This is a genomic window from Blastococcus saxobsidens, from assembly GCF_002938435.1.
Lineage (GTDB): Bacteria > Actinomycetota > Actinomycetes > Mycobacteriales > Geodermatophilaceae > Blastococcus > Blastococcus saxobsidens.
Map to the genome: position 1 here is coordinate 93,095 of NZ_POQT01000002.1, position 12,835 is coordinate 105,929.

Sequence of the window (12,835 nt, forward strand, 5' to 3'; positions counted from 1 at the left end):
GGTCCGACGCCCGCAGACGGTCCGGCGGGAACCCCAGGAGCCCCGCGTGCGTCGGGGACCGCCTGTCGCCGTCCTCCGGAGGTCCGCCGTGCCCGCTCCGCTCGCCGCTCTCGCCCCGCTCCCGGACGTCCCCGATCAGGCCGAGCGGCTGATCGCCCTCGGGGTGCACGATCTCGCCGGCCTGCGCCCGGCCGAGGTGCGTGCCACCGCGGAAGCCCTCGAGCCCGGGGCGCTCCTGGTCGTCCATCCCCGGCTCGCTGCGCCGTCCGCGCTCGCGCCGCTGCTCGAGCTGAACGGCAGGCCCGGCTTCGTCGTCGCCGACATGACCGACGTCGATGCCTTCGGACCGGTGGAGCCGGTGGTCGTGCCCGACGGCCCGGTCTACGGCGTCACCGGCCTGGACCGCGGCGACGACATGCGGAACCGGAGCCCGGACGAGGCGCTGCCGGCGCTCCTCGCCGCGGGCCGGACGCCGCTGACCCTCGCCGAGGGGATCCACTGGCTGCTGCAGTGCCCCGGCGTGCTGACCCGCAACGCCTGCTTCATGACTCTCGGTTCGCGCCTGCCCAGGCCCGGCGGGCGCCTGGACTCCCGCACCCCGGCGCTCTGGATCAGCAACGGCACCGGCCGCGACGGGCGGGAGCGGCGCGGCGCGGCGCGCCCAAGGTGGGCTGGTGCTGGGCGGGGAACCGGCACAGCTGGCTCGGTTTCGCCTCGGCCGAGAGCCGCCGCGCGCTCGGCTGACGCAGGCATGGGAAGCGATACACCCGTTTCGGCCGTCAGAACAGGTGTATCGCTTCCCATGCCCGGGGCGTCAGCCGACGGTGCGCAGCTCCGCGGCGATCGTGGTGTCGTCGCCGTGCCCGGTCCGGACCACGGTGTCGCCGTGCAGGCTGAACAGCTGGGAGCGGATCGAGTTCAGGATCGTGGGGTGGTCGCTGAAGCTGCGGCCGGTCGCCCCCGGTCCCCCGCAGAACAGGGTGTCGCCGGTGAAGACGGTGTTCAGGTCGGCCGCGTGCAGGCACGTGCTGCCCGGCGAGTGGCCCGGGGTGTGCAGCGCGACGATCCGGGTGCCGGCGACGGTGAACCGGGTGCCGGGCTGCAGGTCGCGGTCGGGCTCGCTGGCGGCGTGCGTCATGTCCCAGAGCATCCGGTCGGCGCTGTGGAACCAGATGGGCGCGCCGGTGGCGTCCCGGAGCGCGGGCGCGGCGGTGATGTGGTCGTTGTGCCCGTGGGTGAGCACGATCGCGACCACCTTCCGGCCGCCGATCGCCTCGACGATGGGGGCGGCGTCGTGCGGTGCGTCGATCACCAGCACCTCGTCGTCGTCCCCGACGAGCCAGACGTTGTTCTCCACGTCGAAGTCCTGCCCGTCCAGGGAGAACACGCCGGGGATGACGACCTTGTCGATGCGGGCGGCCATCAGAACACCACCACGGAGCGCAGGACCTCGCCGGCGTGCATCTTGGAGAAGGCGGCCTCGACGTCGTCCAGGCCGATGGTCTCGCTGACGAAGGCGTCGAGGTCGAAGCGGCCCTGCAGGTAGAGGTCCACGAGCATCGGGAAGTCCCGGCTGGGCAGGCAGTCGCCGTACCAGGAGGACTTCACCGCCCCGCCGCGGCCGAAGATCTCGATCGCCGGCAGGGTGATCTCCATGCCCGGTGTCGGGACGCCGACCATCACCACCCGCCCGGCCAGGTCGCGGGCGTAGAAGGCCTGCTCGAACACCTTGGGGTGGCCGACGGCGTCGATCGCCACGTCGACCCCGAACCCGCCGGTGAGCGCCTTGATCGCCTCGACCGGGTCGGTGCCGGCGGAGTTGACCGTGTGCGTGGCACCGAACTTCTTGGCCCACTCCAGCTTGGTGTCGGAGATGTCGACGGCGATGATCGTGCTCGCCCCGGCCAGCTTCGCCCCGGCGATCGCGGCGTCCCCGACGCCGCCGCAGCCGAACACCGCCACGGTCTCCCCGCGCTGCACCGCCCCGGTGTTGATGGCCGCGCCCACCCCGGCCATCACACCGCAGCCCAGCAGCCCGGCCGAGGCCGGCGGGGCGGCCGGGTCGACCTTGGTGCACTGCCCGGAGTGGACCAGCGTCTTCTCCGCGAACGCGCCGATGCCCAGCGCCGGGGACAGCTCGGTGCCGTCGGCCAGCGTCATCTTCTGCGCGGCGTTGTGGGTGTTGAAGCAGTACTGCAGCTGCCCCTTGCGGCAGGCCCGACACTCCCCGCACACCGCGCGCCAGTTCAGCACCACGTAGTCACCGACGGCGACGTTGGTGACCCCCTCGCCGACCGCGGACACCACACCGGCCGCCTCGTGGCCGAGCAGGAACGGGAACTCGTCGTTGATCCCGCCCTCGCGGTAGTGCAGGTCGGTGTGGCAGACCCCACAGGCCTGCACGTCCACGACCGCCTCACCCGGACCCGGATCGGGCACCACGATCGTCTCCACGCTGACCGGCCGACCCTTGCCGCGGGCGACCACGCCACGCACCTCGTATGCCATGGTCCGAGCCTAAGGGGGTGTCCCTGCAGCGGCTCGGGCGCTACATTTGCGTCACGTCCTGTCACTCGCCGATCACCGTGCGAGTTTCGCGCGCGTGATAGCGCCGAAAAGACGTACTGTGCCACCCGATCGCGACCCACATCACAGGGCGCGTCCCGGTTGTGGCCGTCCGGCCGCCGGTTCCCGTCCCCGGAGGTTGTCCTCGTGGCAGTACCCAGCTTCCTGGCCCGCGAGCGCATCGTCGCTCGGCCAGGCTTCAACCGCTGGCTGATCCCGCCGGCGGCTCTCGCCGTGCATCTGAGCATCGGCCAGGCGTACGCGACCAGCGTCTACAAGGTGGCGCTCGTCGAGCACTTCGACGCCAGCCTCACCGCGATCGGCATCATCTTCTCGATCGCCATCGTCATGCTCGGCCTCTCGGCCGCCGTCTTCGGCACCTGGGTGGACCGCAACGGCCCCCGCGCCGCCATGTTCACCTCGGCCGTGTTCTGGGTGTCCGGCTTCCTCGTCGGATCCCTCGGCATCTACACCTCGCAGCTGTGGCTGCTCTACCTCGGCTACGGCGTCCTCGGCGGCATCGGCCTGGGGATCGGCTACATCTCCCCGGTCTCCACGCTGATCAAGTGGTTCCCCGACCGCCCGGGCCTGGCCACCGGCATGGCGATCATGGGATTCGGTGGCGGCGCGCTGATCGCCTCGCCGCTGTCCCGCCAGCTCATGAACTGGTACGACCCGGGCTACGACCCGGCCGTGGTCGGCACCGTGCCCAGCGGCAACGCCGTCGCGGGCCTGTTCCTGACCCTCGGCCTGCTCTACCTGGCCTTCATGATGTTCGGCGCCTTCATCATCCGGGTGCCGGCCGCCGACTGGCGCCCCGCCGGCTTCGACCCCTCGACGATCAAGGCCAAGTCCCTGGTCACCACGGAGAACGTGTCGGCCAACAACGCGATCAAGACCCCGCAGTTCTGGCTGCTGTGGACGGTCCTGTTCTGCAACGTGACCGCGGGCATCGGCATCCTCGAGCAGGCCGCGCCGATGATCCAGGACTTCTTCCGCAACGGGGAGACCTCCACGGTCCTCGCCGCCACGGCCGCCGGCTTCGTCGGACTGCTCTCGCTGTTCAACATGGCGGGCCGGTTCGTGTGGTCCTCCACCTCCGACTACATCGGTCGCAAGCCGATCTACATGGTCTACCTGGGCGTCGGCATCGTGCTGTACGTCGTCCTGGCGACCCTGGGCAGCACGGCGACCTGGATCTTCGTGCTCACCGCCGCGATCATCATCTCCTTCTACGGCGGTGGCTTCGCGACGGTTCCGGCCTACCTGCGCGACCTGTTCGGCACCTACCAGGTGGGCGCCATCCACGGCCGCCTGCTGACCGCCTGGGCGGCCGCCGGTGTCGTCGGGCCGCTGATCATCAACGGCGTCCTCGACTCGCGGGGCACCCCGGGTCAGCTCGTCGCCGGTGACTACCGGCCGGCGCTGTTCATCATGGTCGGCCTGCTGGCCGTCGGCTTCATCGCGAACCTGCTCATCAAGCCGGTGTCCGAGAAGTACTTCGAGCCGAAGGCCACCGACGCCCCCACCGCTGCCGCAGCCCCCGAACGGAGCACCGTCCGATGAGCACCCCCGCATCCACGAGCGCCAACCAGCAGCAGACCCACACCCCCGTGGGGCTGATCGCCTTCGCGTGGACCCTGGTCGGCGTCCCGCTGGCCTACGGGCTCTACAACACCGTGAAGGCGGCCAGCGCCCTCTTCGGCGGCTGATCCGCACCACGGCAGTCCACTGCGCCCCGTCCGCTCTCCAGCGGGCGGGGCGCAGTGCTATCTCAGGGGTCGCAGCGGCAGGACCGCCCCCAGGTCCGCACGGTTGCCGCTGGCGCTGACCCGACCCTCGGCGACGGCGTCACCCCAGGACAGCGCGCCGGTGACCAGCCGCAGCCAGGTGGCGGCGTCGGTCTCGACGACGTTGGGCGGTGTGCCCCGGGTGTGCCGCGGGCCCTCGATGCACTGGACGGCGACGTGCGGGGGCACCCGGACCTCCACCGAGCGCCCGGGCACCTGCTGGGCCAGCCAGCGCGCACTGGTCTTCACCGCCGCGCCGACCACCGCCCGCGGCGGCTGCTCCGCCTCCCCGGCCAGCCAGGCGCGCACCGGGTCAACCGCGGCCCGCAGGTCCTCGGCCGGGATCGGGGCCTGCCCTGCCACGGGTGACCGCCTCAGCTGGTCGGGACGGTGCCCGCCGGGACGGTGCCCACGGCGACCTCGGGCGACCCGAACAGCGCCGGCAGCGTGGCACTCCAGGCCGCGCGCAGCTCGGCGAGCGGGAGCTCGAGCAGGCCGTCGACCACGAGTGCCTCCCCGCCGGTCGCGCCGAGTTCCGTCACCGACACCCCGGCCCACTGGGCCGTCGTCTTCACGCCGCCCGGGTCCGACGTCGTGACGACGACGCGGGCGGTGGACTCGCTGAACAGCGCGGTGAAGGGGTCCTCGCCCAGCTGCAGCCGGGCACCGACGTCGTACCGCAGCGCGGACTCGGTCAGCGCCTGCGCCAGACCGCCGTCGGCGAGGTCGTGCGCCGAGCTGACCAGGCCCTGGCCGGCCAGCGCGGCCAGCAGGTCGCCCAGCGCCCGCTCGGCCCGCAGGTCGACCGCCGGTGGGCGGCCGCCGAGGTGCCCGTGCACGACCGACGCCCACGCCGAGCCGCCGAACTCGGCCTTCGTCCCACCGAGGAGCAGGACCGTCTCCCCCGCCGTCCGCCAGCCGGAGGGCACCCGCTTCCGGACGTCGTCGTGCACGCCCAGGACGCCGATGACCGGCGTCGGGTTGATGGCGACGTCACCGGTCTGGTTGTAGAGGCTCACGTTGCCGCCGGTGACCGGCAGCCCCAGCTCGCGGCAGCCGTCGGCCAGGCCGCGCACGGCCTCGGCGAACTGCCACATGACCTCGGGGTTCTCCGGGGAGCCGAAGTTCAGGCAGTTGGTCACGGCCAGCGGCCGGGCGCCGGAGACGGCGACGTTGCGGTAGGCCTCGGCCAGGTTGAGCTGGGCCCCGGCGTACGGGTCGAGGCGGGCGTAGCGACCGTTGCCGTCCAGCGACAGGGCGATGCCGCGGTTCGACTCCTCGTCGATGCGGATCACGCCCGCGTCGTCGGGCTGTGCCAGGACGGTGTTGCCGCGGACGTAGCGGTCGTACTGCTCGGTGACCCACGTCTTGTCCGCGCCGTCCGGGCTGCTGACGACGGCGAGCCAGTGCGCCTGCAGCTCCGGGCCGGTGGTGGGGCGCGGGAGGCGTCCGGCGTCGTCGGCCTGCAGGGCGTCGAGGTCGGCCGGGCGCTGCATGGGCCGCTCGTACACCGGGCCCTCGTGGGCGACGGTGCGCGGCGGGACGTCGACGATCCGCTCGCCGTGCCAGTCGACGGTGAGCCGGTCGCCGTCGGTGACCTCGCCGATCACGGTGGCCAGGACGTCCCACTTCCGGCAGACGGCGAGGAAGGCCTCGACCTTGCCCGGCTCGACGATCGCGCACATGCGCTCCTGCGACTCGCTCATCAGGATCTCGGCCGGGGTGAGCGTGGAGTCGCGCAGCGGGACGGCGTCCAGGTCGACGTGCATGCCGCCGGTGCCGGCGCCGGCCAGCTCGCTCGTGGCGCAGGAGAGCCCGGCACCGCCGAGGTCCTGGATCCCGGTGACGAGGTCCTGGGCGAAGATCTCCAGGCAGGCCTCGATGAGCAGCTTCTCGGTGAACGGGTCGCCCACCTGGACGCTGGGGCGCTTGGCCGGGCCCTCGGCGTCGAACGTCTCGCTGGCCAGCACGCTCACGCCGCCGATGCCGTCGCCGCCGGTGCGGGCGCCTAACAGGATGACCTTGTTGCCGGCCCCCTCGGCCTTGGCCAGGTGGACGTCCTCGTGCTTCATGACGCCGACGCACAGCGCGTTGACCAGCGGGTTGCCCGCGTAGCAGTCGTCGAAGACCAGCTCGCCGCCGATGTTGGGCAGGCCCAGGCAGTTGCCGTAGCCCCCGACGCCGGCCACCACGCCCGGCAGGACCCGCGCGGTGTCGGGGGCGTCGGCGCGGCCGAACCGCAGGGAGTCCATGACCGCGATCGGGCGGGCGCCCATGGTCAGGATGTCGCGCACGATGCCGCCGACCCCCGTGGCCGCACCCTGGTAGGGCTCCACGTAGCTCGGGTGGTTGTGGCTCTCGACCTTGAAGGTGACCGCGTAGCCGTCGCCGACGTCCACGACGCCGGCGTTCTCGCCGATGCCCACGAGCAGCGCGTCGCTGTGCGGGAGGTCGCCGAACCGGCGCAGGTGCACCTTCGAGCTCTTGTAGGAGCAGTGCTCGCTCCACATGACCGAGTACATCGCCAGCTCGGCGGTGGTGGGCCGGCGGCCGAGGATGTCCTTGATGCGGGCGTATTCGTCGGCCTTGAGGCCCAGCTCGGCGAAGGGCTGCTCGTCGTCGGGGGTGCTCGCCGCCAGCTCGACGGTGTCCAGTCGGGAGGCGAGACGCCCCGGACCCGTGTCGAGCTCGGAGAGGCCTGCGGTTGCTGACTCGCTCACGCGTTGACGACCGCCTTCAGGACGCTGGTGAAGAAGCCCAGGCCGTCGGTCGACGGCCCGGTGAGGTCCTCGATCGCGTGCTCCGGGTGCGGCATGAGGCCGACCACGCGCCCGTTCTCGCTGGTGACGCCGGCGATGTCGCGGGAGCTGCCGTTGGGGTTGCCGCCCGCGTAGCGGAACACCACCCGGCCCTCGCCCTCCAGGCGGTCCAGGTCGGCGTCGGAGCCCACGTAGCGGCCCTCGCCGTTCTTCACCGGGATGAGGATCCGCTGGCCCTCGTCGAAGTCACGGGTCCAGGTGGTGTCGGCGCGCTCGACGACGAGCATCTGGTCGCGGTTGCGGAAGTGCAGATGGCTGTTGCGGGTCAGCGCGCCGGGCAGCAGGCCCGCCTCGCAGAGCACCTGGAAGCCGTTGCAGATGCCCAGCACCGGCAGGCCCTGCTTCGCGGCGGCGACGACGTCCTGCATCAGCGGCGAGCGGGCGGCGATGGCGCCGGCGCGCAGGTAGTCGCCGTAGGAGAAGCCGCCGGGGAGGACGACGGCGTCGACGTCCTCCAAGTCGTGGTCGCCGTGCCACAGCACGACGGGCTCACCGCCGGCCAGGCGCACCGCGCGTGCGGCGTCGACGTCGTCCAGGGAGCCCGGGAAGGTGATGACACCGATGCGCACAGCGGTCTCTCTCAGTCGGTGGTGAGGTGCAGCTCGACGTCCTCGATGACCGGGTTCGCCAGCAGCGTCTGCGCGATCTGCTCGAGCTCCGCCCGGTCCGGCGTCCCGTCGACCTCGAGCACGAAGTGCTTGCCCTGGCGGACGCTCCGGATGGAGTCGTGGCCGAGCCGGCCGAGTGCGCCGAGCACCGCCTGCCCCTGGGGGTCGGAGATCTCCGGCTTCAGGACGACGTCGACGACCACTCGGGACACGCCGACGAGCGTACCGGGGCCGCCGCGACGCTTCCGGTGACCCTGCTCTCCCTTGGCTGCTCCTCCCGCCCGGCCTGCCGAGATCCCGCGATCTCGGCAGTTCACCGCCCTCGATGCGCCGAGATCACGGGATCTCGTCACAGGCGGAGGGCGCCGCGCACCTCGCCGACCATGGCTTCGGCCCGCCCCAGGGCGTCGGCGGACGTGTACCGGAGCACCGTCCAGCCGGACGCGACGACCGCGTTCTGCCTCCGCGCATCACGCACGAAGACATCCCGCTCCCGATGGATGTCGCCGTCGAACTCGACGATCACCCGGTGCGCGGGCCAGGCGAAGTCCGCGCGAGCGATGAACTCCCCCCGCGGGCCCCGGAGGACGAACTGCAACTCGGGCGCGGGCAGTCCGGCGTCGTGGAAGATCCACCGGACAACGGACTCCATGGGTGACTCGGCGCGCGGGTCGGCCAGCGGCAGCGCCGCCCTCGCCCGGGCGCAGCCGCGTCCGCTCGGGCGACGTCGGAGCTGCTCGGCAAGGTCGGCGACGGGCGTGAGCTTGCCCACGATCTGGTCCGTGACGGCGAGCAGCGCCGCCGGCTCGAGAACGGCGGCCAGGTCCCGCCACGTCCGTGCGGGACCGGTGACCGGATGCGCCCTGCGCTCCACGCACTCGTCCGGCGCCAGCTCGAGCCGGTGCACGCGTCGGTCCGACCGGCTTTCGGCCCGGCCGCCGTCGCCGGGGACGATCAGGTCGACGCGGCGGTCCGCCCGGTCCACTAACGGGATCTCGACGCCCCACAGCTCTGCGGCGGACCGGTGGCTGATCACGGCTCCGGCCGGCGCGGTCATCAGCACGGCGGCCGCCCGAGCCGCGACGTCGTCCGCCATCGACCGCGGCAGGTACGTGTCACGGGACAGACGAACGAGCCCCCCGCCGCGCAGCTGGCGGTCGTCCATGCCGGCGGCCCTGGCCCCCGCACGGGTGACGGGGCCGAGGAGGTGGACGGGAGGACGACGGCGTTGCGGCACCCGGGCAGCCTCACGCACGTCCAGGTCTCGCCGCTGGCACTATCCACAGCCCTGCCGAGATCCCGTGATCTCGGCAGGGCGAGCCCCCTGAAGCGCCGAGATCACGGGATCTCGGCAGGAAAGGGGTCAGGAGAAGGGGCGGCCGGTGAGCTTCTCGTAGGCCGTGACGTAGCGCTCGCGGGTAGCGGCCACGACGTCGTCCGGGAGCTCCGGCGGCTCCGATCCCCGGTCCCAGCCGGACGACGTGAGCCAGTCGCGCACGAACTGCTTGTCGTAGGAGGGCTGGACGGCACCCGGCGACCACGTCTCGGCCGGCCAGAAGCGCGAGGAGTCGGGGGTGAGCACCTCGTCGCCGAGCACCAAGCCATCGCCGGCCAGGCCGAACTCGAACTTGGTGTCGGCCAGCACGATCCCGGCGTCGCGGGCGATCTCCGCACCCCGCCGGTACAGCGCCAGGGTCAGCTCGCGCAGCTGGTCCGCCCGCTCCGCCCCGACCAGCGACACCACGCGCGGGAAGTCGATCGGCTCGTCGTGCTCGCCGATCTCCGCCTTGGTCGACGGCGTGAACACCGGCACGGGCAGCTGCGAGCCCTCGACCAGCCCCGCCGGCAGGACGACGTCACGGATGGAGCCGGTGCGCTCGTACTCCTTGGTGCCTCCGCCGGAGAGGTACCCGCGGGCCACGCACTCCACCGGCAGCATCTCCAGCCGCCGCACGAGCATCGCCCGGCCGGCGACCTGCGGCGGCACGTCCGCGGCGCCGACCAGGTGGTGGGTGGCCCCGAAGGACTCCAGCACCGGCGTCAGCTGCTCGAACCACCACACCGACAGCTGGGTGAGCACCCGCCCCTTGTCCGGGATCGGCGTGGGCAGCACCCAGTCGTAGGCCGAGATCCGGTCGGAGGCGACCAGCAGCAGCCGGTCGCCGCCGGCGTCGTAGATCTCCCGCACCTTGCCGCGGGCGACGAGCGGGAGGTCGATCACGACAGCGCGGCCAGCCGGTCGAAGAGCGGCCCGAGGTTGGCCACGTACTGCTCCGGGCGGCAGATCTCCTCCAGCCGGGCCTCGTCCAGCGTCACGCCGGACGACGTCGCCCGCGCGCGCAGCGTCTCCCGGAACGGCGTGCCGCTGTTCCACGTCTCCATCGCCGCCGTCTGCACCAGCGCGTAGGCGTCCTCGCGGGAGAGGCCGCCCTCGACCAGCTCCAGCAGCACCGAGGAGGTGTAGATCAGCCCGCCGGTGGACTCCAGGTTCGCCCGCATCCGGTCGGCGTCGACCACCAGGTTCTCCACCAGGCCCGCCGTCAGGTGCAGCAGGTAGTCGGTGGTGATCGCCGCGTCGGGCAGGAACACCCGCTCGGTGGAGGAGTGCGAGATGTCGCGCTCGTGCCAGAGCGGGATGCCCTCCATCACCGGCACGATCGCCGCTCGCACCACGCGCGCCAGCCCGGCGATGCGCTCGGAGCGGATCGGGTTCTTCTTGTGCGGCATCGCGCTCGAGCCCTTCTGGCCCGAACCGAACGCCTCCGACAGCTCCCGCACCTCGGTCCGCTGGCCGTGCCGGACCTCCAGCGCGATCGCCTCGCAGACCGTCGCGATGATCGCCAGCGCCGAGACCCACTCGCTGATGCCGTCGCGCAGCACCACCTGGGTGGAGGCGTCCGCGGGCCGCAGCCCCAGCGCCTCGGCCACCGTGGTCTCCACCGCCGGGTCGATCAGCGAGTAGGTGCCGACGGCGCCGGAGATGGCCACGACACCGACGGCCTCCCGTGCCGCCCGCAGCCGGTCGCGGGACCGGGCGGCGGCGAAGGCGAGGTCGGCGACCCGGTGACCCCAGACGACCGGCTCGGCGTGCACGCCGTGCGTCCGCCCCACCCTGATCGTCGAGCGGTGGGCCAGTCCGTGGTCGCGCAGCGCGGCCACCAGCCGGTCGGCCTTGGCCAGCAGCACGTCGGTCGCGTCGGTCAGCTGCACGGCCAGCGCGGTGTCCAGCAGGTCCGACGACGTCATCCCGTGGTGCACGTAGGCGGCGGCCGAGCGCGGCTCGGTGTTGTCGGCCCACGCGGTGAGGAAGGCGATGACGTCGTGCTGCGTCGTCTCCTCGATCTCCGCGACCCGCTCCGGGGTGGGCGGCGGCGCGTTGCGCACCGGCTCGACGACGTCGCCCGGGACCCGGCCCGCGGCCGCGTGCGACTCCAGGACCAGCGTCTCGACGCGGCACCACAGCTCGTACTTGTGCTGGTCGCTCCAGACCCGGCCCATCTCGGGGAGCGTGTAGCGCTCGATCATGCGGGTACCGCCTGCCACTGCTCAGCTCGTCGCGCCACGGGGACATCCTCCCGCAGGGCTAGCGTGATCACGAACCACCCCTACTTTCGCGGAGGTACGCGATGCGGCGCCGGGCCAGCGCCCTCCTCGGCCGTGCCCGCGAGCGGATCCGCACCGCCCGCGAGCACGACCCGCACGCGTGGCCGGAGCGGCACCACCCCCGGGCGCCCGACACAGGGCACGACGGGCCGGACGACGAGCCGGACGACGGGTTCCACGAGGACCCCGACGACGACGCGCGGCCGCCCCTCGGCAGCCCCGAGCCCGGCGCACCCGACCTCGACGGGGTGCTCGGCCCCGGCGGCGTGAGCGGACCGCCGGAGGGTGGCCGGCCCCAGCGCCGCCGCGAGCGGGAGCGCGCCCTGCCCGGCGGCCCGCGCACCCGCATCGAGGACGGCGTGCCCACGGCCCTGCGCACGGCCGCCGCGTGGTCCTGGCGGCTGCTGGTGGTGCTCGCCGGGCTCTACGTGCTGCTCGCCGGGATGGCCTCCGTCGCCGTCGTCGTCGTCCCGGTGATCGTGGCCCTGCTGCTGGCCGCGCTGCTGCAGCCCGGCGCCGCGGCCATGGTGCGCCAGGGCTGGCCCCGCTCCTTCTCCGCGCTGACGATGCTCGTCGTCGGCCTGGGCGTGGTCTCCGGGATCATCACGCTCGTCGTCCAGCAGGTCAGCACCGGCTTCGGCGACCTCGCCGCGCAGGTCAGCGAAGGCCTGGGGCAGGTGCAGAGCTTCGTCGTCCGCACCTTCCCGATCACCCGTGGCCAGCTCGACGACGCCGTCGCCCAGGCGCAGGAGACCCTGGTCGCCAACCAGGACACCATCGCCTCGGGCGCCATCACCACCGCGGCCACCGTCGGGGAGGTGTTCGCCGGGCTCGTCCTGGCGCTGTTCACGCTCTTCTTCTTCCTCAAGGACGGCCGCTCGATCTGGCTCTGGGTGGTGGGCCTGTTCCCCGCCGACTCCCGCGCCTACGTCGACGAGGCCGCGCGGCGGGCCTGGCGCACCCTGATCAGCTACGTGCGGGCCACCGTGGCCGTGGCGATGGTCGACGCCATCGGCATCGGCATCGGGCTGGCGGTCCTCGGGGTGCCGCTGGTCATCCCGCTGTCCGCGCTGGTCTTCCTGGGCGCCTTCATCCCGATCATCGGGTCTTTCCTCGCCGGCACGGTGGCCGTGCTGGTGGCGCTGGTCGCCGTCGGCCCGATCAAGGCGCTGATCGCGCTGGCGGTCGTCATCGCCGTCATGCAGCTGGAGGGGCACGTCCTGCAGCCGCTGCTGCTGGGCCGCGCCGTGCACGTGCACCCGCTGGCGGTGGTGCTGGCGATCGCGGCCGGCCTGCTGATCGGCGGGATCTTCGGCGCGTTGATCGCCGTCCCCACGGTCGCCTGCGTGAACGTCGCCGGCACCTACCTGAGCCGGCGGCACGAGGGGCCCCGCCCGCCCGAGCCCCGGCCCGAACGGGCCCCGCCGGTGGTCAGCGCCGGCTGACGTCG

The 12,835-nt window shown here is 72.9% G+C and carries 13 protein-coding genes and 1 pseudogene; 5 read left to right on the plus strand and 9 right to left on the minus strand.

The window, feature by feature from the left end; genetic code table 11:
* Positions 1-196: 196 nt before the first annotated feature.
* Together C5507_RS22980 and C5507_RS23275 are read left to right on the plus strand one after the other, a co-directional pair.
* A pseudogene (locus C5507_RS22980) lies at positions 197-568 on the plus strand (DUF5701 family protein); the annotation flags it as partial.
* Between the two features lie 98 nt (positions 569-666).
* On the plus strand, positions 667-744 hold the full coding sequence (locus C5507_RS23275) for a DUF5701 family protein (protein WP_278044348.1): 78 nt from the start codon (positions 667-669) through the stop codon (positions 742-744).
* Positions 745-814: 70 nt separating this feature from the next.
* Here C5507_RS23275 and C5507_RS01765 read toward each other — a convergent pair whose 3' ends face one another.
* Entirely contained in the window at positions 815-1,423 is a 609-nt protein-coding gene (locus C5507_RS01765) for an MBL fold metallo-hydrolase (RefSeq protein ID WP_104526821.1), read from the minus strand.
* The gene (locus tag C5507_RS01770) at positions 1,423-2,508 is read right to left on the minus strand and encodes an S-(hydroxymethyl)mycothiol dehydrogenase (protein WP_104526822.1); all 1,086 of its coding nucleotides are present in this window, start codon (positions 2,506-2,508) and stop codon (positions 1,423-1,425) included. The genes C5507_RS01765 and C5507_RS01770 overlap by 1 nt, the downstream gene beginning before the upstream one ends.
* A gap of 204 nt (positions 2,509-2,712) precedes the next feature.
* Between C5507_RS01770 and C5507_RS01775 the strand changes: the two genes are divergently transcribed.
* Positions 2,713-4,131 (plus strand): OFA family MFS transporter, encoded by a 1,419-nt coding sequence (locus C5507_RS01775; RefSeq protein WP_104526823.1) that lies wholly within the window; start codon positions 2,713-2,715, stop codon positions 4,129-4,131.
* Complete coding sequence (locus C5507_RS22590; RefSeq protein WP_165400467.1) at positions 4,128-4,277, plus strand: MFS transporter small subunit; 150 nt, start codon at positions 4,128-4,130, stop codon at positions 4,275-4,277. The genes C5507_RS01775 and C5507_RS22590 overlap by 4 nt, the downstream gene beginning before the upstream one ends.
* A 57-nt stretch (positions 4,278-4,334) precedes the next feature.
* On the opposite strand, the gene C5507_RS01780 is transcribed toward C5507_RS22590, so the two are convergent.
* The 7 genes from C5507_RS01780 to purB all read right to left on the minus strand — a co-directional run bounded on the left by C5507_RS01780 (position 4,335) and on the right by purB (position 11,307).
* Positions 4,335-4,718 carry a sterol carrier family protein gene (locus tag C5507_RS01780; protein WP_104526824.1) on the minus strand — a complete coding sequence of 128 codons (384 nt, stop codon included), beginning with the start codon at positions 4,716-4,718 and terminating at the stop codon, positions 4,335-4,337.
* An 11-nt stretch (positions 4,719-4,729) separates the two neighbouring features.
* Positions 4,730-7,075 (minus strand): phosphoribosylformylglycinamidine synthase subunit PurL, encoded by a 2,346-nt coding sequence (gene purL / locus C5507_RS01785; protein WP_242611200.1) that lies wholly within the window; start codon positions 7,073-7,075, stop codon positions 4,730-4,732.
* Positions 7,072-7,743 carry a phosphoribosylformylglycinamidine synthase subunit PurQ gene (purQ, locus tag C5507_RS01790; RefSeq protein ID WP_104526825.1) on the minus strand — a complete coding sequence of 224 codons (672 nt, stop codon included), beginning with the start codon at positions 7,741-7,743 and terminating at the stop codon, positions 7,072-7,074. The genes purL and purQ overlap by 4 nt, the downstream gene beginning before the upstream one ends.
* A gap of 11 nt (positions 7,744-7,754) precedes the next feature.
* Positions 7,755-7,994 carry a phosphoribosylformylglycinamidine synthase subunit PurS gene (purS, locus tag C5507_RS01795; RefSeq protein WP_104526826.1) on the minus strand — a complete coding sequence of 80 codons (240 nt, stop codon included), beginning with the start codon at positions 7,992-7,994 and terminating at the stop codon, positions 7,755-7,757.
* A 137-nt stretch (positions 7,995-8,131) separates the two neighbouring features.
* On the minus strand, positions 8,132-8,947 hold the full coding sequence (locus C5507_RS01800) for an endonuclease domain-containing protein (protein WP_104526827.1): 816 nt from the start codon (positions 8,945-8,947) through the stop codon (positions 8,132-8,134).
* A 198-nt stretch (positions 8,948-9,145) separates the two neighbouring features.
* The gene (locus C5507_RS01805) at positions 9,146-10,003 is read right to left on the minus strand and encodes a phosphoribosylaminoimidazolesuccinocarboxamide synthase (RefSeq protein ID WP_207225855.1); all 858 of its coding nucleotides are present in this window, start codon (positions 10,001-10,003) and stop codon (positions 9,146-9,148) included.
* The gene (gene purB / locus C5507_RS01810; protein WP_104526828.1) at positions 10,000-11,307 is read right to left on the minus strand and encodes an adenylosuccinate lyase; all 1,308 of its coding nucleotides are present in this window, start codon (positions 11,305-11,307) and stop codon (positions 10,000-10,002) included. Before purB ends, C5507_RS01805 begins: the two co-directional genes overlap by 4 nt.
* Before the next feature lie 101 nt (positions 11,308-11,408).
* On the opposite strand from purB, the gene C5507_RS01815 reads away from it, so the two are divergent.
* Positions 11,409-12,830 carry an AI-2E family transporter gene (locus tag C5507_RS01815; protein ID WP_104526829.1) on the plus strand — a complete coding sequence of 474 codons (1,422 nt, stop codon included), beginning with the start codon at positions 11,409-11,411 and terminating at the stop codon, positions 12,828-12,830.
* The last annotated feature ends 5 nt before the right edge of the window (positions 12,831-12,835 follow it).

Coding starts and splice junctions, on each gene's coding strand:
- C5507_RS01765 (WP_104526821.1), bottom strand. CDS start 1,423: ATGGCCGCCCGCATCGACAAGGTCGTCATCCCCGGCGTGTTCTCCCTG.
- C5507_RS01770 (WP_104526822.1), bottom strand. CDS start 2,508: ATGGCATACGAGGTGCGTGGCGTGGTCGCCCGCGGCAAGGGTCGGCCG.
- C5507_RS22590 (WP_165400467.1), top strand. CDS start 4,128: ATGAGCACCCCCGCATCCACGAGCGCCAACCAGCAGCAGACCCACACC.
- C5507_RS01800 (WP_104526827.1), bottom strand. CDS start 8,947: ATGGACGACCGCCAGCTGCGCGGCGGGGGGCTCGTTCGTCTGTCCCGT.
- purB (WP_104526828.1), bottom strand. CDS start 11,307: ATGATCGAGCGCTACACGCTCCCCGAGATGGGCCGGGTCTGGAGCGAC.
- C5507_RS01815 (WP_104526829.1), top strand. CDS start 11,409: ATGCGGCGCCGGGCCAGCGCCCTCCTCGGCCGTGCCCGCGAGCGGATC.